Source organism: Thermotoga caldifontis AZM44c09 (assembly GCF_000828655.1).
Taxonomy (GTDB): Bacteria; Thermotogota; Thermotogae; order Thermotogales; family DSM-5069; genus Pseudothermotoga_A; species Pseudothermotoga_A caldifontis.
In genome coordinates, this window is record NZ_AP014509.1 from 962920 (window position 1) to 987502 (window position 24583).

General features: G+C 50.7%; 25 protein-coding genes. 19 read left to right on the forward strand and 6 right to left on the reverse strand.

Annotation, left to right across the window (positions count from 1 at the left end):
* The first annotated feature begins 108 nt into the window (after positions 1 to 108).
* From mnmA to TSP01S_RS04885, 11 genes are read left to right on the forward strand one after another with little or no spacing between them, the layout of a single operon-like run.
* Complete coding sequence (gene mnmA, locus TSP01S_RS04835; RefSeq protein WP_041076944.1) at positions 109 to 1158, forward strand: tRNA 2-thiouridine(34) synthase MnmA; 1050 nt, start codon at positions 109 to 111, stop codon at positions 1156 to 1158.
* A gap of 39 nt (positions 1159 to 1197) precedes the next feature.
* Complete coding sequence (locus TSP01S_RS04840; RefSeq protein ID WP_041076945.1) at positions 1198 to 1905, forward strand: rhomboid family intramembrane serine protease; 708 nt, start codon at positions 1198 to 1200, stop codon at positions 1903 to 1905.
* Between the two features lie 11 nt (positions 1906 to 1916).
* A complete protein-coding gene (gene gatA, locus TSP01S_RS04845) occupies positions 1917 to 3329 on the forward strand; it encodes an Asp-tRNA(Asn)/Glu-tRNA(Gln) amidotransferase subunit GatA (RefSeq protein WP_041078459.1) in 1413 nt (470 codons plus the stop codon).
* A complete protein-coding gene (gatB, locus tag TSP01S_RS04850; protein ID WP_041076947.1) occupies positions 3326 to 4765 on the forward strand; it encodes an Asp-tRNA(Asn)/Glu-tRNA(Gln) amidotransferase subunit GatB in 1440 nt (479 codons plus the stop codon). The genes gatA and gatB overlap by 4 nt, the downstream gene beginning before the upstream one ends.
* Positions 4762 to 5520 (forward strand): hypothetical protein, encoded by a 759-nt coding sequence (locus TSP01S_RS04855; protein WP_041076949.1) that lies wholly within the window; start codon positions 4762 to 4764, stop codon positions 5518 to 5520. The genes gatB and TSP01S_RS04855 overlap by 4 nt, the downstream gene beginning before the upstream one ends.
* A 4-nt stretch (positions 5521 to 5524) precedes the next feature.
* Positions 5525 to 6622: a coproporphyrinogen-III oxidase family protein gene (locus TSP01S_RS04860; protein ID WP_231848614.1), complete on the forward strand. Its 1098-nt coding sequence runs from the start codon at positions 5525 to 5527 to the stop codon at positions 6620 to 6622.
* 5 nt (positions 6623 to 6627) lie between these two features.
* Positions 6628 to 7209, forward strand: a complete 582-nt coding sequence (locus TSP01S_RS04865; RefSeq protein WP_041076951.1) for a flavin reductase family protein — start codon at positions 6628 to 6630, stop codon at positions 7207 to 7209.
* Positions 7206 to 8186, forward strand: coding sequence for a DHH family phosphoesterase (locus TSP01S_RS04870; protein ID WP_052463508.1), 981 nt, complete (start codon positions 7206 to 7208; stop codon positions 8184 to 8186). The genes TSP01S_RS04865 and TSP01S_RS04870 overlap by 4 nt, the downstream gene beginning before the upstream one ends.
* The gene (locus TSP01S_RS04875; protein ID WP_041076953.1) at positions 8173 to 12228 is read left to right on the forward strand and encodes a diguanylate cyclase; all 4056 of its coding nucleotides are present in this window, start codon (positions 8173 to 8175) and stop codon (positions 12226 to 12228) included. Before TSP01S_RS04870 ends, TSP01S_RS04875 begins: the two co-directional genes overlap by 14 nt.
* 10 nt (positions 12229 to 12238) lie before the next feature.
* Positions 12239 to 14371, forward strand: a complete 2133-nt coding sequence (gene rnr, locus TSP01S_RS04880; protein WP_331708174.1) for a ribonuclease R — start codon at positions 12239 to 12241, stop codon at positions 14369 to 14371.
* Positions 14343 to 15095 (forward strand): alpha/beta hydrolase, encoded by a 753-nt coding sequence (locus tag TSP01S_RS04885; protein ID WP_041076955.1) that lies wholly within the window; start codon positions 14343 to 14345, stop codon positions 15093 to 15095. The genes rnr and TSP01S_RS04885 overlap by 29 nt, the downstream gene beginning before the upstream one ends.
* Before the next feature lie 3 nt (positions 15096 to 15098).
* Here the strand turns inward: TSP01S_RS04885 and TSP01S_RS04890 are convergent, their stop codons facing one another.
* The 6 genes from TSP01S_RS04890 to TSP01S_RS04915 are packed head-to-tail and all read right to left on the reverse strand — an operon-like array spanning position 15099 to position 19385.
* On the reverse strand, positions 15099 to 15923 hold the full coding sequence (locus TSP01S_RS04890; protein ID WP_408033234.1) for a LysM peptidoglycan-binding domain-containing protein: 825 nt from the start codon (positions 15921 to 15923) through the stop codon (positions 15099 to 15101).
* A gap of 52 nt (positions 15924 to 15975) precedes the next feature.
* Positions 15976 to 17013: a protein-glutamate methylesterase/protein-glutamine glutaminase gene (locus TSP01S_RS04895; RefSeq protein ID WP_041076959.1), complete on the reverse strand. Its 1038-nt coding sequence runs from the start codon at positions 17011 to 17013 to the stop codon at positions 15976 to 15978.
* Positions 16998 to 17513, reverse strand: coding sequence for a diacylglycerol kinase family protein (locus TSP01S_RS04900; RefSeq protein ID WP_082021647.1), 516 nt, complete (start codon positions 17511 to 17513; stop codon positions 16998 to 17000). The genes TSP01S_RS04895 and TSP01S_RS04900 overlap by 16 nt, the downstream gene beginning before the upstream one ends.
* The gene (locus tag TSP01S_RS04905; RefSeq protein ID WP_041076963.1) at positions 17440 to 18042 is read right to left on the reverse strand and encodes a 2-oxoacid:acceptor oxidoreductase family protein; all 603 of its coding nucleotides are present in this window, start codon (positions 18040 to 18042) and stop codon (positions 17440 to 17442) included. The genes TSP01S_RS04900 and TSP01S_RS04905 overlap by 74 nt, the downstream gene beginning before the upstream one ends.
* Positions 18043 to 18046: 4 nt before the next feature.
* A complete protein-coding gene (locus tag TSP01S_RS04910; RefSeq protein ID WP_041076965.1) occupies positions 18047 to 18865 on the reverse strand; it encodes a 2-oxoacid:ferredoxin oxidoreductase subunit beta in 819 nt (272 codons plus the stop codon).
* On the reverse strand, positions 18855 to 19385 hold the full coding sequence (locus TSP01S_RS04915) for a deoxycytidylate deaminase (RefSeq protein WP_041076967.1): 531 nt from the start codon (positions 19383 to 19385) through the stop codon (positions 18855 to 18857). The genes TSP01S_RS04910 and TSP01S_RS04915 overlap by 11 nt, the downstream gene beginning before the upstream one ends.
* Before the next feature lie 301 nt (positions 19386 to 19686).
* Between TSP01S_RS04915 and TSP01S_RS04920 the strand changes: the two genes are divergently transcribed.
* The 8 genes from TSP01S_RS04920 to TSP01S_RS04955 are packed head-to-tail and all read left to right on the forward strand — an operon-like array spanning position 19687 to position 24572.
* Positions 19687 to 20220, forward strand: coding sequence for a cupin domain-containing protein (locus tag TSP01S_RS04920; RefSeq protein ID WP_041076969.1), 534 nt, complete (start codon positions 19687 to 19689; stop codon positions 20218 to 20220).
* A gap of 16 nt (positions 20221 to 20236) precedes the next feature.
* Positions 20237 to 20650, forward strand: coding sequence for an adenosylmethionine decarboxylase (gene speD / locus TSP01S_RS04925; protein WP_041076971.1), 414 nt, complete (start codon positions 20237 to 20239; stop codon positions 20648 to 20650).
* Positions 20643 to 21515, forward strand: a complete 873-nt coding sequence (speE, locus tag TSP01S_RS04930) for a polyamine aminopropyltransferase (protein ID WP_041076973.1) — start codon at positions 20643 to 20645, stop codon at positions 21513 to 21515. The genes speD and speE overlap by 8 nt, the downstream gene beginning before the upstream one ends.
* Entirely contained in the window at positions 21512 to 22315 is an 804-nt protein-coding gene (locus TSP01S_RS04935; RefSeq protein WP_052463510.1) for a 50S ribosomal protein L11 methyltransferase, read from the forward strand. Before speE ends, TSP01S_RS04935 begins: the two co-directional genes overlap by 4 nt.
* A complete protein-coding gene (locus TSP01S_RS04940; protein WP_041076975.1) occupies positions 22285 to 22800 on the forward strand; it encodes a DUF501 domain-containing protein in 516 nt (171 codons plus the stop codon). Before TSP01S_RS04935 ends, TSP01S_RS04940 begins: the two co-directional genes overlap by 31 nt.
* 27 nt (positions 22801 to 22827) lie before the next feature.
* Positions 22828 to 23385 carry an RNA polymerase sigma factor gene (locus tag TSP01S_RS04945; RefSeq protein ID WP_041076977.1) on the forward strand — a complete coding sequence of 186 codons (558 nt, stop codon included), beginning with the start codon at positions 22828 to 22830 and terminating at the stop codon, positions 23383 to 23385.
* Positions 23378 to 23731 (forward strand): hypothetical protein, encoded by a 354-nt coding sequence (locus TSP01S_RS04950; protein ID WP_041076979.1) that lies wholly within the window; start codon positions 23378 to 23380, stop codon positions 23729 to 23731. The genes TSP01S_RS04945 and TSP01S_RS04950 overlap by 8 nt, the downstream gene beginning before the upstream one ends.
* 22 nt (positions 23732 to 23753) lie before the next feature.
* The gene (locus tag TSP01S_RS04955) at positions 23754 to 24572 is read left to right on the forward strand and encodes a hypothetical protein (protein ID WP_041076980.1); all 819 of its coding nucleotides are present in this window, start codon (positions 23754 to 23756) and stop codon (positions 24570 to 24572) included.
* The last annotated feature ends 11 nt before the right edge of the window (positions 24573 to 24583 follow it).

Here is a 24583-nt window from a genome sequence, read left to right on the forward strand (position 1 = left end):
TAATATGGAAAATCTTTGGTCAACACCGTAACAGATTCTATCACATGGTTCCAGTTGTTTTGGACTGGAAATCGACTGAGGTAAAATGAAATTGGGAGGTAAGATGAATTGAAGGTAGGAGTACTGCTGAGTGGTGGTGTGGACAGCGCGGTTGCGCTGTACAGTCTGCTCGAAGCCGGTCACGAAGTGATCGCCTACCACATCAAAACTGTGCCGGACGAGTTCTATCTCTCTCGACAGATAAAGCACAAGGTGTGCTGTTCACCAGCCGACACTTTCGATGCACAGTTGATAGCTAAACATTTCAATGTTCCTTTCAAGGTTCTTCACATTGAGGAGTTCTTTCGCCGAAATATAATCGACTATTACCTGAGCGAGTACAGGAATGGAAGAACACCGAATCCATGTTATCTGTGCAACAGGCTGGTGAAGTTCGGACTCGTGATGGACCTGATTTTGAAGGACGGCGCCGATATGGTGGCGAGTGGGCATTATGCCAGGATCGTGGATGGAAAGCTCTACAGGGCGATCGACAGAGAGAAAGATCAGTCTTACTTTCTCGCTTCGATAGAGAGGGAAAGGCTTTCGAGGATAGTCTTTCCGAACGGTGATAAAACCAAAATGCAGGTGAGAGAGATCGCTTCCAGAGTGAAGATCCACGTTCATTCGAAAGAAGAATCCCAGGATCTGTGCTTCATACCCGACGGTGATCAGGAACGTTTCTTCAAAGAGCATGGAATAGAATTCGACGAAGGTCCCATCTACGATTCTTCCGGTAAGGAACTGGGCAAACATAAGGGTTTGATCCACTACACGATCGGGCAGAGAAAGCTTGGAATTTCCTTAGGTTCAAGAATGTACGTGATACGCATCGATGCGAAGAACAACGCAATAATCGTTGGAAAAGAAGAGGAAGTCTACCGGGACAGGTTCACGGTGACACACTTCAACCCTCTGGTGGATCTACCTGAGAGGTTCACAGCATCGGTGAAGGTGAGAAAGAACAGCGATGAAGTTGCGTGTTCGGTCAGCCAGAAAGATGGAGTGGTCGAGGTGAAGGCGGAAGAGCCCATTTTCGCCGTCACGCCAGGTCAGGTGGCGGTTTTCTACGATGGTGATCTCGTGCTCGGTGGCGGCATTATCGAAGAAGTTTTGTGATAAAATCTAAAGTTAAGAACACAAAAAGGAAGTGATGGTTTGCTTCCCCTGTACGATACGATACCAAGCAGGAGAAAACCTTATGTCGTTTACGCACTCGTAGGTCTCAACGTGGTGGTGTTCTTCTACCAGCTGTCGCTCTCCAGAATCGAACTCATCCAGTTCATGTACAACTTCGGTCTCGTACCGGCCAGATTCACTTCGGACCGGTGGAATACTATATGGCAGATTCGCACCGGCTTGAGCCTGTACTCCAACAAATGGCTCACTCTCCTGACACACATGTTCCTGCACGGTGGCTGGTCACACTTGATCGGGAACATGTGGTTTCTGGGATTGTTTGGGGACAACGTTGAGGACACGTTCGGGCATTTCAGGTTCCTGCTTTTCTATCTTTCCGGGGGTATACTCGCCAGCCTGGCACACTTTTCGCTGAACTTGAGCTCTCAGGTGCCGATGGTCGGAGCATCGGGTGCGATATCGGCGGTGATGGGTGCCTACTTCGTGCTGTTTCCATATTCTCGCATCGTTTCGATCGTTCCGTTTTTCTTCTTTTTTATGCCTGCCCTCATCGCCGTCCCGGCGTTCACGTACCTGTTTTTCTGGTTCATTTTCCAGGTTCTCAGCGGATTGTTCGACAGCCCCACTGGTTCCGGTGTGGCGTACTGGGCACACATCGGTGGCTTCGTCGTGGGTATGATATACGGTTACGTCTACCGCGTTCGGAGGAGAAGATACTACTGGTGAGGAGGTTCGCCATGTTTCAGAAGATGACGATCGAAGATTGTCTCGAAATCGAGAGGGACAATCTGGTGAAAGAATCTCTGCAGAGGATAGAAGAGATCGACCACGTTCTGAGAAGTTTCATCACGGTACTGAAAGCAGAACAGATCCAGCTCAAAGATGGTCCGTTCAGAGGGATCCCCGTGGCGGTGAAGGACAACATCGTCACGAAAGGTGTGAGGACCACGTGCGCTTCCAGGATTCTCGAAAACTACGTACCTCCCTACGATGCGACTGTCGTGAGGAGGCTCAAAGAAGCCGGGTTCGCTATCGTCGGGAAGACCAACCTGGACGAGTTCGCGATGGGTTCGAGTACGGAACGTTCCGCCTTCTTTGTGACGCGTAACCCGTGGGACCTTTCCTGCGTGCCCGGTGGTAGCAGTGGAGGTTCAGCGGCGGCAGTCGCGAGCGGTGAGGTGGTGGCGGCGCTCGGCAGCGACACGGGTGGTTCCGTGAGGCAACCTGCGGCGTTCTGTGGCATCGTGGGTTTCAAACCTACCTACGGACTGGTCTCCAGGTACGGGCTGGTGGCGTTCGCCTCTTCGCTGGATCAGATAGGCCCGATGACCAAGAACGTTCGCGATGCCGCCATCCTGATGCAGATCATACATGGAAGAGATCCCATGGATTCGACGACCGTGGATGTGAAGATGGACTTTCTTTCACACATAGAAGAGGGGATAGAGAACTTCCGTTTCGCCGTTCCAGAAGAAGTTTACGAGTACGAGGGTCTGGACAGCGAGGTCGCAGAGAGGTTCGAAGAGTGTATAAGGCTCATCGAGAAACTCGGTGGGAGAGTGAGAAAGGTAAGAATTCCCACGTTGAAGTACGCTGTGGCAACGTACTACGTGATCGCCCCGGCCGAGGCGAGTTCGAACCTCGCGAGGTACGACGGGGTGAAGTACGGATTGAGAGTCGAGAAAACGGGATTGAAGGAAACTTACTCCACAACGAGGACTGTAGGATTTGGCGAAGAGGTCAGAAGGAGAATCGTGCTCGGCACGTTCACCCTGAGCGCGACTTACTACGAAGCCTATTTCAACAGGGCACAGAAGGTTCGAAAGCTCATCGCTAAGGATCTCAACACCACGTTCGATGAGTTCGACGCGATCCTGACACCCACATCCCCGATACCCGCTTTCAAGATCGGTTCCATCACCGATCCGCTCGCTTACTACTTGATGGACGTGTTCACAACGTTTGCGAATCTGGCGGGTGTACCTGCGCTGAGCCTGCCTTTCGGTTTTGCCCGGGGACTGCCAGTTGGAATTCAGATAGTTGGCAAGAGGTTCGACGATCCAAAAGTCTTGAGGATCGGCAGAGCGATCGAGAAGTCTTCCCCGTACAACGAGAACGGACGTTTCCCCATGCCGGTGGTGAGAGTATGAGGTTCAGGACAGTTATCGGTTTGGAGATACACGTTCAGCTTTCGACCAGGACGAAGGCGTTCTGCAGTTGTCCCGCGGACGTGTTCGATCTGCCTCCGAACACGGCTGTTTGTCCGGTGTGTACGGGACAGCCCGGGGCCCTACCCGTGGTGAACGAACAGATGGTGGATTACGCGATAAAGCTGGCACTGGCGCTCAACTGTCGGGTGAACGAGTATTCGAGGTTCGACCGGAAGAACTACTTCTATCCGGATTTACCGAAGGGTTACCAGATAAGCCAGTATTTCTACCCACTCGCGGTGGGGGGCTATATGGACATAGATGTGGACGGAACGACGAAACGCGTGAGAATAAGGAGGTTGCATCTGGAGGAGGACGCGGGCAAGCTCGTGCACGAGGGTGATTCGATAACTCAGGCGAGGTATTCTTTGGTGGACATGAACAGGTGCGGAGTGCCCCTCGTGGAGATAGTCACCGAACCCGATCTGTCTTCGCCGAAAGAGGCCCGCATCTTCACCGAGAAGCTGCGATCCATACTGAGGTATTTGAAGATCAGCAGCGGTGATATGGAAAAGGGTGCTCTGAGGTGCGATGCCAACATCTCTGTCGTGGATCTGGAAAGGAACGTTTCGAGCAACAGGGTCGAGGTCAAAAACATGAACTCGTTCAGGTTCATTGAAAAGGCGCTGGAGTACGAAGAGCAGAGGATCATGGAAGCGCTCATGAGAGGTGAAAACGTTGAGAAAGAGACACGTGGCTGGGATCTGGCGACGAAGACCACCGTGTCGATGAGAGGAAAGGAAGAAGAGAGCGATTATCGCTATTTCCCGGAGCCAGACATCCCCCCGATCGTTGTGAGCAAAGAGAGGATCGAGAGACTGAGGTCGTCCCTGCCGGAATTGCCTGACGAGAAAAAGTTGCGTTTCGTGCAGGTTTATGGCCTTCCCGAGTACGACGCATCCGTACTCACGATGGACGAATTCGTCGCGGACTTTTTCGAATCGTGCGTGAAGTTGACCGGCAAACCCAAGGAGACCAGCAACTGGATCATGACCGAGATGCTGAGGGAGATGAAGGAGCTCGAGAACGAAGAACTGAAGATAAAACCTGAGCACATAGCGGAACTCATAAAGATGGTGGATCAGGGAGAGATCTCCATAAAGACGGCAAAGGAGATCTTCCCCGAGGTGTTCCGAACCGGTAAGATGCCCAGCCAGATCGTCGAGGAGAGAGGATTAAAACAATTGAGCGACGAAAGCGTCATTTTCGACATCGCGAAGAAGGTCATAGACGAAAATCCACAGGTGGTGAGTCAATACAGATCTGGAAAGAAAAGCGTGCTTTCCTTCTTTGTTGGACAGGTGATGAAGCAAACCAGGGGAACTGCGAACCCGAAACTCGTGAACGAAGTGTTGAGGAGGTTGCTCGAAGAGTGAGACTGAAACTTTCGATACTGCTGATTTTTCTGGGCTCGATCCTCTTAGGAGTGGAGATGCTCTACGTCGATGGCCTGACACATTTCATCGATGTCGGTAACTTCCTGATCAGGGTCTCGGAAAACGATCTTCAGTTTGGAGCGATCTACCAGCATCAGAAGACTATCGTACGAAGGATAGGATTTTTGAGGATAAAAGAAGGAGAGGCGCAATTGAAAGCGGGTTTCACCGTGGGGAAGAACTGGTCTGCGATCGTCTCCTTCGACGTCGAACGTTACGGTCTGACCCCGGCGAACTACAGGTTGCTCTTCTGTCTCTCACCGGATGGATCTTACGCTTTCATAGACGCGACGCAAAAACTTTTCCTCGGAAACTACGCGGTGAACATTTCTTCGTTCGATGTCTTTGGGCCTGTAACGATGGGGATGAGCAGGGTATATCTGAAGGTACAGAACCAAGAGATCGGCTTCTACGCGCTCGATCGTGGTGTTTTCGCAGGTTTTTACCCTTTAACGAGAGGACAAACGGGTGACGAAGGGCTCTTCATGGGTGTGGGATGGTACGAGGGATTTTCAGGCGCACTGGCAGCGAAGTTCAGGGTTCCGCTTGGAAAGTCTTCGCTGTTCTTTGACCTCGTTCTGGCGCTCGGACAGGAAAAGGCATCGGTCGGTATCAGGGGTGAATGGATTGGCGAAAGATTCAAGTTCGACACGTGTTTCATCGATGGAAAGTTTGTCTTCAGGGTTAGTTTCTGATGAAGTGGGTCTGTACGTGCACGTTCCTTTCTGCAAAAGCAGATGCAGCTATTGTGATTTTGTTTCTTACACAGACTTTTCGCTTGTGGATGAATACTTCAAAACCCTCTGGAGAGAGATCGAACTGTGGGCCAGGTTGTTGCCGAAAGTTTATGTTGGAAGCATGTACTTCGGAGGGGGCAGTCCGAGCGACGTTCCTTTCGAACTGCTCGAGAAAACGGTTGGTCTCATCGCGAAGCGTTTCCATCTGAAAAGCGATATCGAATTCACGGTCGAAGTCAACCCGAACTGCGGCTTTCCAGTTGAAAAATTGAAACTGCTCGGCGTGAACAGGGTGAGTATCGGATTGCAGGCGGCCGACGATTCGGTGCTTCACCGTGTCAGAAGGAGACATACAGTGAGTGATTTCTTCAGAGTTTTCGAAGTGGCAAAGAGTTTCGCCAGAGTGAACGTGGATTTCATCGTTGGTTTGCCTGATGAGAGCGATCGAACCATAGATGAAGATGTCCGTGTGGTTGAAAGGCTGAAACCTGACCACGTTTCCATCTACCTGCTGGAGACTCACGAACCAAGTTTGAACCAATCGCCCTGTGAGGAAGTCGAAGGTCGATACGAACGATTCGTCGAATCCGTACAGTCGATTGGTTATCTTAGATACGAGATCTCCAATTTCGCCCTGAACGGAAACTTCTGCAGGCACAATTTGAAATACTGGCGGAACGAAGATTACATCGGTTTGGGAATAGCTGCAGGCGGGCATCTGGGCAGGATCAGGTACGTCAACACCTCGAAGATTGGCGAGTACGCTTCACGGATCTGGAAGGGAGAGTTCGCGTTCGAGTATTTTTCTGAGAACGACGAGCTTCAGGAATTGAAGGAGAGTCTCTTCATGGGTTTGAGACTGCGGGAAGGGGTGAGCGTCGAACGATTGAGAAGTCTCTATCCAGCGTTCGATCCTGAGGTTCTCTTTTCAGACCTCCTGGGTGAACTGTTGCGGCTCGAAGGAGGATTTCTCAGGCTCACCGAAAAGGGTTTCGATCTATCGGCTCGGGTGCTCGCCGATGTTATAGATCGTATTTCTTCGACAGCCGTTGGGAGGTGATCGGGATGGTCTTTGTGGAGAGTTTACAGAAGTACAACCTTCATTATCCTGCCAACGTTGCGCTGGTGTGCAGCATGTACGAGGAAAGGATCAACGTGATGGCTGCCGCATGGCATACACAGCTTTCTCACGATCCACCTCTCTATGGGGTCTCGATCTCGCCGAAGAGGTTGACGCACGATCTGATTCTGTCTTCGAAAGAGTTCACCGTGAACTTCATAAGGTACGATCAGAGCAGGCTGGCCGCCTTCGTCGGTAAGACTTCTGGTAGGGACATAGATAAGCTGAACGTCTTTGAAATAAACCTCACCAACGCAAGAAAGGTCAAAGTACCGGTGTTGGGCGATTGCTATGCGGCGTACGAGTGTAAGCTCGTCGATTTCAGGCGCACGGGTGATCACACCTTCTTCATAGGTCAGATCGTCGGAGTTCACTACGATCCGAACGCTTTCGGACAGATTCTGACCGTTCAACCAACGCTGTATCTCGGTTCGGACCATTACGTGACGGTCGATTTCTCCACCAAACGAGTTCACGATGAAAAACAGGTGAAGGATTATCTGTCAAGGTGGGTGCAGGGAGGATGACGAAGTTCCTGTCTGTGGTATCGGAGCTCATGTCCAAAGACAACGTCCTCGTTCTGGGCCACGTGATGCCGGATGGAGACGATATAAGCAGCGTGGCGTGCCTCGCCGAGGGATTGCGACGGCTCGGAAAAACTGCGAGAGCCGGCATAGACGACCAGATCGCCTGGTATTACAAGCTCTTTTTCGCCGTTGATAAGATAGAGCCTTTCGAACAATTGCAGAATTTCAATCCAGATCTGATAGTCGTTGTGGATTGCTCTTCACCGGACAGGGTTGGGAGGTTTCAAGATCTTTTGAAAAGAGCAAAGCTGGTAGTGATAGACCACCACGAAACGAATTCACTGTTCGGAGACCTCAATCTGGTCGATGTTTCCAGCGCCTCAACGGCTCAGATAGTTTATAATATAAACAAAGCCATGGGGGTAAGTTACGATCCACCGCTCGCAACGACCAACTTGCTCGGCATCATGACGGATACAGGTTTCTTCAAGTATTCCAACACCGATGGGAACGTCCTCAGGGCCGCGGCGGAACTCGTCGAGCTTGGTGCACAACCGTACTTCGTCGCATCGACCATCCTTGAGAACAGAACGCTCGAACAGTTCAAGCTTCTGGAGCGAATGATCGAGCACATGAAGGTGGAAGATCGATTAGTTTATTCCTGGTTGAGCTATGAAGATTACCTATCGCTGGGTTGTACGGAGGACGACAGTAGTGGCTTCGTATCGGAACTCAGATCCATGAAGGATATAGAGGTTGCGATTCTCTTCACCGAATTTCCCAAGGGTGAAGTTCACGTGAGTTTCAGATCTAAGCACTGGTTGAACGTGAGCAAGATCGCCGCCGCTCTCGGTGGTGGGGGTCACGCACGAGCGGCAGGTTGTTCTTACAAGAACGTCGAGCTGGATAAGGTGATCGACGAGGTACTCGGACTGACTCGTGAAGCTCTTGCGGGGGGAATTCATGAGACTGGTTAGGCTCTTGAGGCAGACTTACAGTGGGGATGAATTTCTGATCCTCGAACAGGATACTTACAAGAGGCTGAAGGTTGTGCTCAAAGAGGCGGTAGGCGATAAAACAGAAGAGCTTGCAGATTTTCTCACGAAGCTGTCGCGTATGAAGCATCCCGCGATTGCACCGATCGAGGGTTTCGATTTCCGTTCCGAAACACCTCAGATTTTCTTCGCCTACTACGGTGGGGAAGATATCGATTTTCATGACCCACAAGAGGCCGAGCGGTTCGCCAGGTTCTTACTGAACCTGTTGAGAGAGCTCATACACCACGGAATAGTGATTCCAATCATCAGTCTGCAGGATTTTTTGAAAAAGGACGAAGATTTTTACATGATCGCCCCGTGTTGGCGCAATCCCAGAAAATTTCCCAAACAGGGAGTTTTCATCGCACCGGAATTTGTAAGATATGCTGAATCTTCCGTTGCTTCGACTGCCTACGTGTTTGGCAAGTTGATTCTCTCGCTTTCGAAAGATGAATCCATAAGGGATGCAGTGGGTAAGTTCACACAAGAAGAGCCATCGGAAAGAAAATTACACTTCGTGTTCACGGCGAACTCTTTGGGTGGACTGTCGGGACGTGTCAGGGTCAGACCCGTGGTTCTGGCGCGTCGTGAGGAAGCGGAGATCCTGAACCTGATTAAGAATCTCAAACCTAAGCTCAACACGATTCTGATCTACGGACCTCAGAGGAGTGGGAAGACCACCCTGTTGGGTCTGCTCGTCGACGATTTTCGTCGCATGAACATGCCCGCCGTCTGGGTGACGAGCGTCGAAACACTCGTGATGGATCTGGTTCAGCTGCTGGACAACGAAACTTACTCGAACTTGGATGAGACAACCAAGAATAACATATCGAGACTCGTGTCGGCCGAAGAGCTTTCTTCCGACGAAGTGATTCTGACCGTTGCAAAGTTGCTGAGTAAGATGCGGCCCATCGTCTTCCTGGTTGATGATGCCCACGAAATGAGTACGAGTGTGAAGATGTTGCTTAAACAGCTCAGTGAATACGTTTATCCTCAGGGTCACATTCTGCTTCTGAGTTCCATAAGGGACGAAACGGACATACGCGTCGATTTCAGGGTACAAGTCAATCCTTTGAGTTTCGAAGAAACGTTGAAGTTGGTCAGCCAGTCGCTGGCGAGCGACGAGAAAAATATCCCACAGGAATTCGCTCGATGGCTGTACACCGTCACTCAAGGTTTGGCAGGAAAGATCACACAGGTGCTGAAGGTCTTGGCAAAGGAAAACAAGCTGAGTGTTTCAGAAGACCGTCTGCACGTGGATGAAACCTTTCTCACGAGCAACCTCAACGATGTGCTCGAGCTATCGGTGGAAAAGTACAGATCGACGAAGGCGGCTTTTCTCAGTCTGTGCGGAGAGAAATTCTCTCCCGTGGAAATTCAAGCCCTCTGCGAAGCGATCGATCTGGAGAAAGAAGAACTGGACCGTTCTCTGCGAAATCTGATGAACGACGGTCTGGTTTACTTCGAAAACGAAAGGTTCAGATTCACTCTACCCGAGCTCTGGCGAACGTTGTACGAGAGCGTTGAGCGATCGGTCCGCGACAGGATACACAGTTCCTTAGCTTTGAAAGCTCCAAGCTATGAAAAGAGAGCCTGGCACCTCAGGATGCTGGGCAAAGCCGTGTCCGCCGCGGCGATGTATCTGAGGGCTGCCAGGAAAGAGATCCACTCTTACGGAGACATTTCCGCCGCGCTGGACTACATTAACAAAGCTCAGGAAATTTTGAAAGACAGAATCAGTTACGCACTGGTCAGTCTGAAGTTCAAAGCGCTCGGTATCAAGGGTGAGCCGAAGGGTTTGAAGCGATTCAGTGAGGAACTTGGAACTGTAGAAAAATTCTCGTTCTTCCGTTACGCCGCGCTCGTGGCGGCGGGCGAAGTGAACGAAGCCATGAAGCTCGAACAGGAAATAGATTTCAAAGGGAAAACGCCTTACTCCGAGCTGCTCAAGCTCAGCTACAAGGTTCGCAGAATGCTCAGGGCAGGTCAGAAGATCGATCAGGAAACCATCAGAAAATTGTCGTTTCTGGTTGCACAGCTGTCGAATTTGCCTCTGCACAACAGATTGAAGGCCAGCGCGCTGACGCTGATCGCCCGTGCACGAGGCGTTGAATCGATCCAGGCACTCGAGCTTCTGAACACGGCGAAGTTGCTCGCCGAAGAAGGGCGGTTCTACGATGTGCTCGCGGAAACGCTCCTACTCCTTGGCACCCGCCTGACTGCCGCCCCTGAAGCTCAGAGGCTCTTCGAGCAGGTGGTGGAGATCGCGAACAGGATCGGTTCTCACGATCTCATGATGGTTGCACTGAGCAACATGATGTGGACGAATCTGTACAGAGGAGAAACGGAAAAGATGTTCGCAGTGATACACCAGCTCAGAGAACTTTCAAAAATGGTTGATAATGGTGCAACGGAGGCCTACACGTACTTCGTGGAAGCCCAGTATCACACGTACAACAAACAGCTCGAAGAAGCTCTGGAGGATCTTGAAAAAGAAAGATCCATAGAGAAACAGCTTGGGATAGAAGAACGCGGGTTGAGGGCGAAGGTTGCTGCCTACGCTCTGAACGGACGCTTGGAGGAAGCGAGGAAGCTGCTGAAAGAAAACATCGATAATCCAGCTTTGAACAATCCAACGTTTGTCGAGTTCAGAGATCTGATACTCGCTGAGAGTGACGAGGATCTGTTGAAAGCCTGGAGAAGGTTCGTGAATAAGGATCATCCGTATTGGATGCAGGAAGCCTGCCAGGCGTTCGGTGCGAGGATTGCTCCGCTCGACAGGGATTCGTTCTTCAGATTCGCTGAAAGGCTGGAGAGATCTGACATAAAAGACGGAACGTTCCTCTCGCTTGCCCAGGTGCTTGAAGGCATGGCTTTAGCTTACAAAGCCCTCGGAGAAGAGTTGAAGGCTTTGAACTACGCGGAAAGGGCCGTCACGATCTACAGAACCCACGGATTTGATTCTGCAGCCGGCTGGCTCGAGCAAAAGGTGGGCATGACCTCGGCGATAAGCAGGTTCGTGCGCTTGTTTGATACCGCAAGGATAGACGAAGGAGACGTAAGATCGATGATGAAGGAGTTGAGGTCGCTGCTGAAGAGTTTCATCGATGCGCACGCCGTGGCACAGTACGCACTCGACACGCTCAAAGTTGCCGATTTTCAGGAAGATTTGAAGTCGATACTCGATTTTTTGCTCTCGAGGATGATGAACATCCTGCCCATCAACTCGGCGGCGCTGATGTTGGTGGATGGTTCAGGAAAGATCGTCGAATTTTCCGGCTTCAACGTGAGAGACATCCCGAACAAACTGATATCATCGTACGAACCATTCGAGGTTTACCACGTGGTCCAGCTCGAGCACAGTTACAAATTACACATGTACTTGGCGAACAAGTCCCTGTTCGTGAACAGGGCACAGGGTGAAAATCTGATGAAGATCGTTCTGAACCTTCAAGAGGTTGCGGAATACATTCTGAGGGACGCGATTTCCTACAAACGCAGCATCACAGATCCTCTGACGGGCCTCTACACCAGGTGGTACTTCCTCCACAGGCTACGCGAGGAGTTCGAAAGGGTCAAGAGGTACGGCAGTAGCTTTTCCGTCGTCATGGCGGACATAGACGATTTCAAGAGGATAAACGACACCTATGGCCACAAGATCGGTGATGAAGTGCTCAAGTTCATCGCCTCTTTGATGAGGAGTCACACCCGTTCGACGGACATACTGGGTCGTTACGGCGGAGAGGAATTCATAATGATATTGCCGAACACGGATAAAGAAAGTGCCGCGTTGGTTTGTGAAAAGATACTGCGCAACATGTCATCCATGAATCCGTTCGATTTCAAGGTAACCATGAGTTTCGGTGTGGCTGGTTATCCGGAGGACGATGTGTTTGAACCGGACGAACTCATCGTTCTGGCGGACAAAGCCATGTACACATCTAAGGAAAGGGGTAAGGCCTGTGTCACCATCTACAGATGAACTCAGAGGGTTGATTCTTTCTCTCTTCAAAGCCGACAGCAAGTACACCTTGAAAGCGATTTACAAGGCGCTCAAGGTGAAATCGAAAGCTGATAAACGCGCTGTAAGGGACGTTGTAAAGCAGCTTTTGGAGGAAGGTTTGCTCATTAGGGATGGAAAAGGTTATTACCACTCTGCAGAATCAAGCAACCTCATCTCTGGAACGATCGAATTTTCAAGGAGAGGAAGCATAGCGTTCGTCACCACCGAGGATGGAAAAGAGATCGCGGTACCGATCGAGTTTGCCTCGAGTGCGATACACGGTGACAGGGTACTGGTTGAAATCGTTGGCCGATGGCGAAACCTGCCGATGGGAAAAGTTGTACGCGTTCTGAAACGTGGCAAAGAGAGAATCGTGGGCGTTCTCGAACTGAGAAGGACCTTCGCTTTCATCGTTCCAGACGATCCGAAGATCGTCTACGATTTCTACGTTCCTGTCGAGTGCATAGGTGGCGCGAGACCTGGCCAACGTGTCGTCGCCAAGATCATCAAATGGCCGAAGAGGGGAAGAAATCCCGAGGCGTGTGTGGAAACTGTTTTGGGGAACGTGGACGATCCCAGAACGGATATACCTGCCGTGATGGCGAAGTACGACCTTTCGGACAGGTTCCCCGACGAAGTGCTCGAGGAGTTGGAACAGTTACCGGACGATGTGACGGAAAGAGACGTCGAGGGCAGGATTGATCTGAGAGATGAGATCATCTTCACGATAGACGGTGAAGATGCGAAGGATTTCGACGATGCGGTGTCGATAAAGAAACTTCCCAAAGGAAGGTACATGCTCGGTGTTCACATCGCCGACGTGTCTCATTACGTGAAGGAAGGCTCGGCGCTCGACAGAGAAGCCTTTCGCAGAGGAACGAGCGTTTATCTTCTAGATACAGTTGTGCCCATGTTGCCTTTCAAGCTTTCGAACAATCTGTGCAGCCTGATGGAAGGAAAGGATCGCCTCACCTTCACCGTAGAGATGATCATCGACAGCGAAGGACGGTTGCTGGATTTCAGCATTTCGCCGAGCGTCATAAACAGCAAGAAGAGACTGACCTACACGATCGTGAACAGACTGCTTGGGGGCGACGAATCGGTTGAGCGTGCTCTGGGAAGGGAGATTTCGAATGCCCTGAGAACGATGCACGAACTTTCCATGATCCTGAGACAGGCCCGGAAGGCTCGTGGCGCGATAACCGACATAGAAGGTGGAGAAGTTGAAGTTGTGATGAACGAAAAGGGTGAGGTTTTGGACATCGTGCCCAGGAAGAGGGGACCGGGAGAGATATTGATCGAAGAATTCATGATAAGGGCCAACGAAACGGTGGCGGAGATTTTCCACAACGCTGGTCTTCCTTTCGTTTACAGAGTTCACGAAGAACCGGATCCGGATACGATACTGCAGTTGAAAGAATACGTGGAAGCGCTCGGTGTGAAGCTGAAGTTTCCAAAGACGATCCATCCGAGCGTCCTTCAGAAAGTGCTCGAGCTGGTCAGAGATCACCCGCTGCGCTCCAGCGTGGAGAAACTGATGGTCAGATCCATGAAGCGTGCCATGTATTCACCAACCAACATCGGACACTTCGGATTGGCATCGTACGCGTACACGCATTTCACTTCTCCGATCAGAAGGTATCCAGATCTGGTTGTCCACCGTTTGTTGAAGCTCTATTTGAGACAGGGTAACCGGTTCACTGAAAAACAGATCGAAGTCTATTCGGAGCTTTTACCGAAGATCGCCGAGCACTGCAGCAAGCGTGAGAGAATCGCGGATGAAGCCGAATGGGACCTGTTAGCGATGAAGAAGGTGGAGTACATAAGCAAACACATGGACGAGATCTTTGAAGCTGTCGTCACGAACGTCACACGCTTCGGTCTGTTCGTCGAGATACCTGAAAAACTGATCTCGGGCCTGGTGCACGTATCCACACTCGACGATTACTACATCTACGACGAAAGGAAGAACATACTCGTGGGAGAAAGAACTGGTAAGGTCTTCAAGATAGGCGACATGCTCAGAGTGAGAGTTTTGAGGGCGGACAAGATCACCGGGGAGATAGATTTTGAAGTGGTGGAGGAGAAAAAGAATGTGGATAAAGGAGATTCAAGGAACTGAAGGTCATGTGGTCGTTGTGCACGGCCTCGGTGAACATGCGAAGCGTTATCAGTGGCTCGTCGAGTTGCTCTCACCCAGATACGGTCTCACCCTGTTCGACCTGCCTGGTCACGGAGAAAGCGAGGGGAAACGTGGCCATGCAGCTTTTTCACAGATATTCAGGATCATTGACGAATTGATTTCAAAACATCCTGACAGTTTTCTCATGGGTCACAGCCTCGGTGGCTTGATCGCCATCAGGTACGCGGAACTGAGGAACAACATCAAAGGCTTGATAGTCACTTCGCCCGCGCTTCACCTTCCAAACAGTAACTTTGCTCTGAGAGCGATCGCTTCGGTGTTTTCTTTACTGGCACCTGGCCTGAGCTTCGACAACAGCATAGATCCGAACGATCTTTCCACAAATCCAGATGCGGTACAGAGATACGTGTCTGATCCGCTCGTGCACAGAAAAATCTCTGCAAAACTCGCCGCCGATCTTTTTAAACACAGCAGGCTGGCGATAGAAGAGGCTCACAGAATAAACGTACCATGTTTCGTTGCGGTGGGTAGTGAAGACAGAGTGACCCTTCCGAGTGGAGCCAAGGAATTCTTCGAGAGATTGAAGGTTGAAGACAGAGTTCTGAAGGTCTACGAGGGTGCGTACCACGAACTGTTCGAAGATACAAAAAACGCCGAGAAGTTCAAGATGGACCTTTTGAACTGGATCGATTCACATCGCTGAGTCTCATTCGCCACCCATACCTTCCGTGCTTTCCATCAGAACGTAAACCTTCGTTGAAGAAGGCAGGTATGCTAAAGGATTCACGGTTTCTCCTTTGTTCAGAGCTTCAATTTCAAAGTGCAGATGTGGCCCAGTACTCACTCCAGTGCTGCCAACGCGCCCTATCAACGTGCCTCTCTCAACCCTCTGACCGACGTACACGGTGATTTTCGACAGGTGTGCGTATCTGAAAATTTCTCTTGAGCCTTTCACTTCCACCAGTAGGCCGTAACCAGGTTTTTCACCTGCGAAGATGACGGTACCTGGTGCCGAGGCAAAAACCGGAGTACCCTCCGGTGCCGCGATGTCTATGCCGGAATGGAAGGACATCTGCTTGGTTATCGGATGTCTTCTCCAGCCATAAGGAGAAGAGATCACACCGTAAGTGGGCCAGATGTAGCCTTTCTCCGTGTTGAACGCCTTACCTATCGATTTGACGGGGACGAAGATCTTTTGACCCACGACGATGTTGTCAGAGGTCAGATCGTTTGCTGCCTTCAGATCGGCCACGGATGTGAAGAACGATTTCGCTATGGAATAGAGCGTATCACCTTTCTTTACGGTGTATATCAATCCTTCTGGTTGCGGTATCACCAATCTCTGACCGGGAGAAAGTCTGAGTGGATTCACATTGTTCCAATCCAGGATGGTTGAAGGAGAGACTTTGAACTTTCGGGCGATGTCGTAGAGCGTATCACCTTGCTGCACAACGTAAGTTACAGTCAGATACCCCCCAACAGCGACGGCAAAGAGTGATATCAACAGCAAAAAACAAAGAGTTCTTCGCACACCCATCTCCCCTCTGTTTTTTTACTCTCATATTATAGCAATTGACTGGGTTTCAAACCAACTCGATCAGTTTTTCGGCTATCTTGTCAGCCGGTAGAACGTAATCGGCGTATCCTTCCTCGACAACCGCTTTCGGCATGCCGTAGACAACGCACGTGGACTCATGTTCGGCTATGACCTTTCCACCGTAATACTTTACCATGAACGCTCCTTTGGTTCCATCTCTACCCATACCTGTCAGTATCACTGCAATGGTGTTAGCTTTGTAGATCTCCGCAACTTTCATCAGTGTGAAATCCACAGCCGGCCTGACGTTGTTGATCTTTTCGGACTTGTCAAGGAACACCTGCACGTTTGAGTTGACCGTGCGAATACCCATGTGAAAATCACCCGGCGCGACGTAAACCGTACCTTTCTTAACGATTTCACCGTCCTCTGCTTCCTTGACCGCCAATTTGGATATCGAATTGAGTCTCGTCGCGAGAGACTTGGTGAACACGGGTGGCATGTGCTGCACCAAGAATACAGGAGCTGGAAAGTTCTCCGGCAGGGCTGGTATTATCAGATCGAGCGATCTTGGCCCACCCGTTGAAGCGCCGATGACCACCGCTTTGTTGCCAAGAAAGGTTTTCTTCGGTGCCGTCAGGGCAGGTTTTGCGATCTGCCTTGCGAAGAGATTCTTAGGATCGACGAGCATCGCGTTCCTTATCTTTGTCAGCAAGGCGTCTGCAACTTCACGGAACGTCAGCGAGGTCGAACCCGAAGGTTTGGTTAGAAAATCCACGGCACCTAAAGTCAACGCGGTAATCGTTATGTCGGCGCCCTCTTCAGTTAAACTGCTGACCATGATGACTCTGACAGGGTATTTCTGCGCGATTCTTTTCAGCACCTCTATTCCATTCATCTTCGGCATCTCGACGTCCAGCGTGACGACGTCTGGTTTCTTCTCTTCTATGACCTGAAGCGCCTCGAGGCCGTCTTTGGCAACACCGACCACCTGCATGTCAGGTTGAGAATCGATGATGTCCTTCAAGACCATTCTCATGAAGGCAGAATCATCAACAACAACGACTCTTATCTTTTGCGCCATAGGCTCGAAAACCTCCATATCAACGATGCGACAGGGAAGATCAAGACGAAGATCAACGCGATGAGTTTTCCAACCGAATGGTCCCAGTTGAACAGGGCTCTTCCCAGGACTATCACACCCACCACCACTGCAAAGAGAGAATACCACAGGACGATGCCGGCTGCCACATCCTTCACAAACTTGATGGTTGGATTCGGCCTCGTTTCGTACAGATCCATGATCGATTCGACGAGCGTGTTGAGCAGCTCCATACCGATGACCGAGAAAACCGCAAAGATGATCCAGAGCAGTTCGCTGGTTGTGAGTTTCAAGGTGTATGCGAGCACCATGACTGCGGAACCAATCACGAAGTGTATCCTCAAGTTCCGTTCTCTTTCGATCGCCTCGATGAACCCTTCGACCGCGTGGAGAAACGATGATAGCACTTCACTCAAAACCGAGGGTTCTGATTCTCTGTTCTGATCTGATCCTGTACTCTTTCGTGGTAGATTCGTATCCATACCGGATCGCCTCGATGTTCATCTTAACGTACCTTTCAGAAACGCTCTCTTCAACGGCTTTGAGCAGCGATTCGATGTTCACCAGTCGTGTCGCCTTGACCAGCACCCCGAGGCCTATCATGTTCGCCACGATCGGAGTTTTGAATTTCTCTATGGCCATCCTTTCGAGTGGAAGCGCGATCACTTTCTTCGTCAGAGTGAGGATCTTCTGAGGTATGTTCTGCAGAAAGGTGTAGTCGAGCAACACGATACCGTTAACTCTGAGGAGTTTGTAGTAAGCCTTGACGACGTCAGGATGCATAAGATACATCACATCGAACTGGGTTGCTTCAGGGAAATCTATCCATTCATCGTCTATCAGCACATCGCAGTGGCTTATACCGCCACGCACCTGTGCACCGTAGAGCTGCGTCTGGACGACGTACTTGCCATCGAGCACGGCAGCCTGTGCGAGTATTCTTCCGGCAAGAACGCTTCCCTGTCCACCGCTGCCAGCGATTCTCACCGCGATGGGTTCAGATAGCGCCATAGTTTCACTCCTTTCTCGCGGTTTCGATGATCTTTTTGTACCTGTCCAGGAGAGTCGGTCTCTCTTCCACGTGAAATTCTCCGATGACTATCTTGTCTTTGAGTTCTTCCTGGCTCATATTTTTTGCTCTTTCCAGCGTGACGGAGTTCTTCTTGAAGTATTCGATCATCTGTGCCGCATCTCCGATTTTGTTGTAGCGGCCATAATAGGTGTGACAGTTCGTCACGGCCTCCACGACCGCGGTCCCGCGATGGCTCAGTGCGCGCTTTATGTACTGTACCAGCAGTGGATAATGGTACACCGTTGCCCTCGCCACGTAGGTAGCACCGGCAGCGATGGCCATTTTCACGGTGTCGAACGGTAGTTCTGTGTTCCCGAACGGGGTTGTGGACGCGATTTTCTCAACGGGTGTTGTGGGCGAAACCTGTCCACCCGTCATTCCATAGATCATGTTGTTGAAGACGATGATCGTCAGGTCTATGTTCCTCCTGCAGGCGTGGATGAAGTGATTGCCCCCGATCGCGAGGATGTCTCCATCTCCTCCGAGTACAACGACGTGAAAATCGGGCTTTGCGAGCTTCACACCGGTTGCGAACGCTATCGCCCTTCCGTGCAGCGTGTGCAGTGTGTTGAAGTCTATGTAACCGGTTGCGCGCGAAGAACACCCTATTCCGGAAACCGCAGCTATTCTGTCTTTACTCAATCCCAGCTCGTGGACCGCCTGAAGAAACGCTTTGAGCACGATACCGTTACCACAGCCCGGACACCATATGGTCGGCCACCTTTCGCTCCTCAAATACTCCTGCAGAGCCTCAACCTTCAACTGGTTCACCTCCAATCACTCTGTCAACAGCGATCCCACAGGTGCTGAAAAAGTAATCCGTCAAAGGATCGGGATAATCCTGCTCGTACACAACCCTCACGATACCCGCGTTGATGATCAAACGCGCGCACACAGAACATGGTTTCGTCGTTACGTAGATCGTGGCACCCCGGGTGGATATTCCAAACTTCGCCGCCTGCATGAGAGCGTTCTGCTCTGCGTGCAGGCCGAAACAGATCTCCTGATTTTTTCCCGAAGCTATCGACAGTGCGTCTCGTATACAACCGATGGAATCACAATGTGGGAAGCCTGACGGTGGCTGGTTGTATCCTGTCGCCAAGATTCTGTTCTCTCGCACGATGAGTGCGCCAACCTTCCTGTGCAGGCAGGTGGAACGCTCGCTCACCATCCGGCTGATGCGCATGAAGTAAACGTCCCAGGACACTCTGTTGTCGTGGGATTTTGAGAAGTTCAAGCTTTTAAGGTACTCTTCCAGTCGGGTCGTGAGATCCTGTTTCATACCATTTAGAATAATACACCTTGTGGACTTCCAGAAAAAATTTGAACCCATGTTTCTCTGTCTCGGTCAATCATGTGCGCTGAACATGATAAACGTCAAAACGGGTCAAGTATTCAGGACAGTCAGGGAGGTTGCTCTTCACTGAGTCTAGGTAAATGGAAAAGTTGCAAACATTTCTTAAAGATGTTCTCACATCACTTCCTGTCGGATGGTTTTATAATGACTACGTAACTTGACCGAGTGTGATTATAATACTTAACAGGTAAGAGAAGCAGCTTATTATGCATACCGGGGTGTTACCATGAACATCGGTGAAAAGATCAGAAGGCTGAGGATGTCCAGAGGCTTGACGCAGGAAGAACTCGCGGTGCGAACCGATCTTTCAAGGAGTTTCATATCGCAGCTGGAGAGCAACAAAACGTCGTTGTCTCTGGACACGCTCGAAAAAATACTCAGGGCGCTGGGGACAGATCTGAAATCGTTCTTTTCCGACCAGGATGAGGAGAAGATCGTGTTCAAGAAAGAAGATAGGGTTCCACTTTACGATCAACCGGAGGGTGTTGCCGCCTATCTGTTGATGAGTGATGTGGAGACGAAAAAGGTGGATCCTGTGCTCGTCGTGCTTGGACCTGGGGCCCAAACAGAAGAAGAAGGTTACCACGAAGGAGACGAGTTCGGTTACGTTCTGCAGGGCAAAGTGGATCTCTGGTTGGACGGTGTAAGGTACAGGCTCTCACAGGGAGATTGCTTCTATTACAAGGCTGACAAGAAACACATGCTCAAGAATCCGAGCAAGAAGAAGGAGGCTGTGGTCCTCTGGATCGAAATAGACTGAAGGGGAGGGATTAGAAATGGAGAAAAGCCTGGGTAGGCACCTGATCGCAGAATTTTATGAATGTGATCCTCGCGCAATCGACGACGTGGAATACGTCGAAGAAAAGATGAAGAACGCCGCGCTGATCGCTGGCGCGACGATCGTTGGTAGTTCGTTCCACCGGTTCCTCCCCTACGGAGTGAGCGGTGTGGTGGTTATCAGCGAGTCTCACCTGACGATCCACACGTGGCCAGAGTATGGTTATGCAGCGATCGATCTGTTCACGTGCGGCGATGACACAGACCCATGGAAGGCGTTCGAGTACCTGAAGCAGGTGTTCAAGGCGAAGAGGACCCAGGTATTCGAGCATCGCAGAGGAGATTACAGGATGATCGGCATACCTTTCGAAGCCTCACACAAGGCCGTCAAAGGAGGAGTAAAACATGAATGAAAAGCTGCTCGCCGGCAAGCATCTGTGGTACTTCGAGTACTACACCGGTGGTGACGTCGGACTTTTCATGAAAATCTCACGGGTAGTTCACTCTGAGCAAACACCGATCCAGAGGATAGACATCTTCGACAACCCGACGCTGGGCAGGGTGTTCGCTCTGGATGGCATCACGATGACCACAGACAGAGACGAATTCATGTACCACGAGATGCTCGCACACGTGCCCATGTTCACCCATCCGTGCCCGAAAGATGTGCTCATCATAGGCGGAGGGGACGGGGGCACGTTGAGGGAAGTTTTGAGGCATCCAGAGGTCGAACATGTGGTGCTGTGCGAGATCGACAGGCGAGTGGTGGAGGTTTCCAAGCAGTATCTGAAGACCGGAGAAGCGTTCAACAGCGATAAGGTAGAGCTCGTCTTCGAGAACGGTGCGGAATACATCAAGAAAGTGAAGAATCAATTCGATGTCATCATAATCGATTCGACCGACCCGACAGCGGGTGAGGGTGGCCATCTGTTCACTCAGGAATTTTACAAAGCATGCTTCGAGGCGCTGAAAGATGGAGGAATCATGAACGCAGAGGGAGAAAACGCCCTTTACGATTTCAGCTGGACGAAGATAGCGTACAGAAGGATCAAGAATGTTTTTCCAGTCGTCAGGGCGTACGCAGGTTTCATGACGACGTATCCGTCGGGTTTCTGGCTGTACATCTTCGCGTCGAAAGGACTGGATCCGATAAAGGACTACAGGTTCGAGGCTGCGAAGGCCATGTCGGAGGAACTGAAGTACTACAACGAAGAGTTGCACAAAGCGTGTTTCGTACTTCCGAACTTCGTCAGAAGGGCGTTAGAGGGAAGCCTGTGAAGAACAGAACAACGCTCGAATGGTTGTTGACGTGCCCCGACCCAGAGGGAATTGAGGAGTTCCTTCTGGGTCTTAATTTTTTGAATTTTGCGATCGAACTGGCAGAAGGAGGTTCCGTGCTCCGAGTCTACACCTTTGATGAAGACACGATCAGAAAGCTTCAGGAACGGTTCGGCTGTGAGTTGCTACAGAAAAGACCTACCCGGGAACGCGATTGGTTCGTTTACTTAAAACTCAAACCTTTCGAGATCGTCCCGGGGGTCTGGATAGATCCAACTCACAGGTTCAAGAAGGACGCGGTAGTGATCAAGATGAGACCCAGTGCCGCCTTCGGCACGGGAGACCATCCCACGACCAAGCTGGTGGCGCGTGTGATGTACAACTATCTGAAGAGCAAAGACCGTGTGCTCGATGTCGGTTGTGGTACTGGGATCCTCTCCATCATCGCTAAGAAGCTCGGTGCGAAAAAGGTCGTTGCCGTCGACAACGATCCGATCGCGATAGAAATAGCCCGGCGTTTTTCCCGACTCAACCGTGTCCAGATAGAGGTCAAGCTGTCCGATCTGCTTGAAAACGTCTCAGGAACGTTCGACGTCGTGGTTGCGAATTTGACGAGCAATTTGGTAATATCACTTTTAGGACAGATCGACAGGGTGATTCACCGTAGATCGACGATCATCGTGTCCGGTATTCCCAGCACCGATGCCGAAAGGATAAAGACCGTGGCCCAGGAGAACTTCCAGATCCTGGAGGAGGTTGAACTGGAAAATTGGAAAGCGTTCGCCATGAAGAAGTTTTGATCCTTGAAAAGCAGTTGAAAAGGAAACCACTCGGTGTAAAGAGGATAGTGCTCAACTGTGAGCACGGTTTTCCTGTGGTCATAGAGAACACGTGCGAGATCAACGGAAAACCGTTTCCAACGCTTTTCTGGCTGGTGTGTCCAAGACTCTGTAGAGAAATATCGCGTCTGGAAGCGGTCGGCTGGATCGATAGATTCGAAGCGCTCATTCGTGAAGATCCGGAGTTCGAGAAAGCATACATCGAAGCGCACGCTCAGGTGAGGAAACTGAGAGACATGAACATAGAAGATGAGAACCTGAGAAAAATTCTTTCCCGGCTCGGTACGGGTGGTATACGTAACCTGAAGAGTGTCAAGTGTCTGCATCTGCACGTTGCAGACTATCTCGCCGGCATAAAGAATCCCGTTGGGGAAAGAGTTTTCAAAATGATAGATCAACCCTTCTGTCGCAGTGACAGAATCATCTGTCGTGAACTTCGTTCGTAGCACGCTGGTCAAAATAGGAGGAAGAGGATGCGCGACGAAGAACTCATCGAGGGATTGAGACGCGGTGATGAGAAAGCCTTTAGGATTCTCTACAGAGAGTACGCGGGAAAGATCGGGTCCATAGCGAGATCTTACCTGGGTTCCGATGACGTCGACGATGTGGTACAGGATGTGATGTTGAGAATCTTTAAAAGTATAAGGAAGTTCAAGGGAGACTCAAAGCTTTCAACGTGGATATACAGGATAACCGTCAACGTGTGTAAGGATTATCTGGCGAAGTACAAAAGAAGGAGCGAAATTCTGACAGACTTTGCGGAAGACGAGGAACATCCGACCCAGCATCCTGTTTCAGAGATCGATACGGAAGAATCGGTTGTGGGCGAACTGGAGTACGAGAGGATCGTCAACGCGCTCGAGAAACTATCACCTGAAGATAGATTGCTCATCAAATTGCGTGACGTGGACGGTTTGAGTTACGAGGAAATAAGCAGGATCGTCTCAAAACCGATCGGAAGTGTCAAAAGCAGTCTACACTACGCGAGGAAGAGATTGAAGAAGTTGCTGGAGGAGGCTCACAATGAGTGAGGAAAAGTTCAACGGTTTTCTTGACGGTGAGCTCGACGAGAAGGACCTCGATGAAGTAACGAAACGTGAAGTAGAAATGTACTCCGAAGCTTTGAAGGTCTTCCGAATGAGATGTGACTACAGGCCGAGTGCGAAACTCGAAGAAAAAATCATGAGGAGATTCGTCAGACCACGTAGAATACTGTGGGAGCTCGCAATCGGTGTCGCTGCCGCTGCAGCTGTGTTCTACGTCGTCTTCAACGTGCCGCCGAAACGGAACGTCGAGCCGCTGGTGCAGGAAGCTAAAGTCGTATCCGAACTCTTCGATTATTTGAGCTTGGTCAAGCTGGTCGGGGATGGATTTTGAAAGTTCGGGAGAGTAAGCCTGGATGAAGAGAACGCTGTTCTCGATTTTTGTAGTTGTTGTCGCGAGCTTTGCCCTCGCACAGTCTTTTATAGAGTTGTATCTGAACTCGTCCTATTTTGGCAGGAGGATTGTGGTCGAAAAGGGGCCCACGAACAAGAGCCGGATCGAGATGGTCTACAGATGGCCCAACGATAAGATCGTTCATGTCCTTGATCCTGTGTTCCTCGTCTGGGCGAAGCACTCTGAATTGTTCATCATGGGACAGCCGAACAACTATCGGAATTCCCCACTGGAGATACTCGATCTGGAGGATCTTTTCATCAGGCAGCTGAAAGAGCGGGGGATAACGAAACTGGAGAAGCTGGGTAACAAGTACAAAGTCACCGTGGAATCGCCGTCTGGTCTGTTCACCGCGTTCATCAGTGAAACGGGACTGCCGGAGAAAATCATCAGGGTTTTCAACAACGTAACAACGGAGCTGACCTACGAACACGTCGAGCCCCTGAAGGAAACCTTTGAACAGGTGGCGCAGCGCTACGGAATCAAATCTGCCGAGCAAACCATCAACCTCCCGAGCGAAATAAAGTTGATCCTGGGCAGTGTGAACTGGTACACGGTGTCGAGGTTGAACGTCGGAGAAGAACAGGTTCTCATGATCATCGCGAACCACAAGTCGGGTTCCGTCATAAAAATGGTCTGTTCCACCAGGGAAGTGACCGTCAACACGGAGCAGAACGAGCAGCTGCTCAGGATCAGGGGTGAAAATTATTACCTCTACGTCATAGCGCAGGATCAGTCAGTCCTGGAACAGGTGAAGGAACTCCTCACCAAGGAGAGATGAATCGATCGAGG

Coding starts and splice junctions, on each gene's coding strand:
- TSP01S_RS04945 (WP_041076977.1), top strand. CDS start 22,828: ATGCGCGACGAAGAACTCATCGAGGGATTGAGACGCGGTGATGAGAAA.
- TSP01S_RS04875 (WP_041076953.1), top strand. CDS start 8,173: ATGAGACTGGTTAGGCTCTTGAGGCAGACTTACAGTGGGGATGAATTT.
- speE (WP_041076973.1), top strand. CDS start 20,643: ATGAATGAAAAGCTGCTCGCCGGCAAGCATCTGTGGTACTTCGAGTAC.
- TSP01S_RS04950 (WP_041076979.1), top strand. CDS start 23,378: ATGAGTGAGGAAAAGTTCAACGGTTTTCTTGACGGTGAGCTCGACGAG.
- TSP01S_RS04865 (WP_041076951.1), top strand. CDS start 6,628: ATGGTCTTTGTGGAGAGTTTACAGAAGTACAACCTTCATTATCCTGCC.
- TSP01S_RS04915 (WP_041076967.1), bottom strand. CDS start 19,385: ATGAAACAGGATCTCACGACCCGACTGGAAGAGTACCTTAAAAGCTTG.
- TSP01S_RS04885 (WP_041076955.1), top strand. CDS start 14,343: ATGTGGATAAAGGAGATTCAAGGAACTGAAGGTCATGTGGTCGTTGTG.
- TSP01S_RS04955 (WP_041076980.1), top strand. CDS start 23,754: ATGAAGAGAACGCTGTTCTCGATTTTTGTAGTTGTTGTCGCGAGCTTT.
- TSP01S_RS04920 (WP_041076969.1), top strand. CDS start 19,687: ATGAACATCGGTGAAAAGATCAGAAGGCTGAGGATGTCCAGAGGCTTG.
- TSP01S_RS04870 (WP_052463508.1), top strand. CDS start 7,206: ATGACGAAGTTCCTGTCTGTGGTATCGGAGCTCATGTCCAAAGACAAC.
- TSP01S_RS04900 (WP_082021647.1), bottom strand. CDS start 17,513: ATGGATACGAATCTACCACGAAAGAGTACAGGATCAGATCAGAACAGA.
- gatA (WP_041078459.1), top strand. CDS start 1,917: ATGTTTCAGAAGATGACGATCGAAGATTGTCTCGAAATCGAGAGGGAC.
- TSP01S_RS04895 (WP_041076959.1), bottom strand. CDS start 17,013: ATGGCGCAAAAGATAAGAGTCGTTGTTGTTGATGATTCTGCCTTCATG.
- TSP01S_RS04905 (WP_041076963.1), bottom strand. CDS start 18,042: ATGGCGCTATCTGAACCCATCGCGGTGAGAATCGCTGGCAGCGGTGGA.
- speD (WP_041076971.1), top strand. CDS start 20,237: ATGGAGAAAAGCCTGGGTAGGCACCTGATCGCAGAATTTTATGAATGT.
- gatB (WP_041076947.1), top strand. CDS start 3,326: ATGAGGTTCAGGACAGTTATCGGTTTGGAGATACACGTTCAGCTTTCG.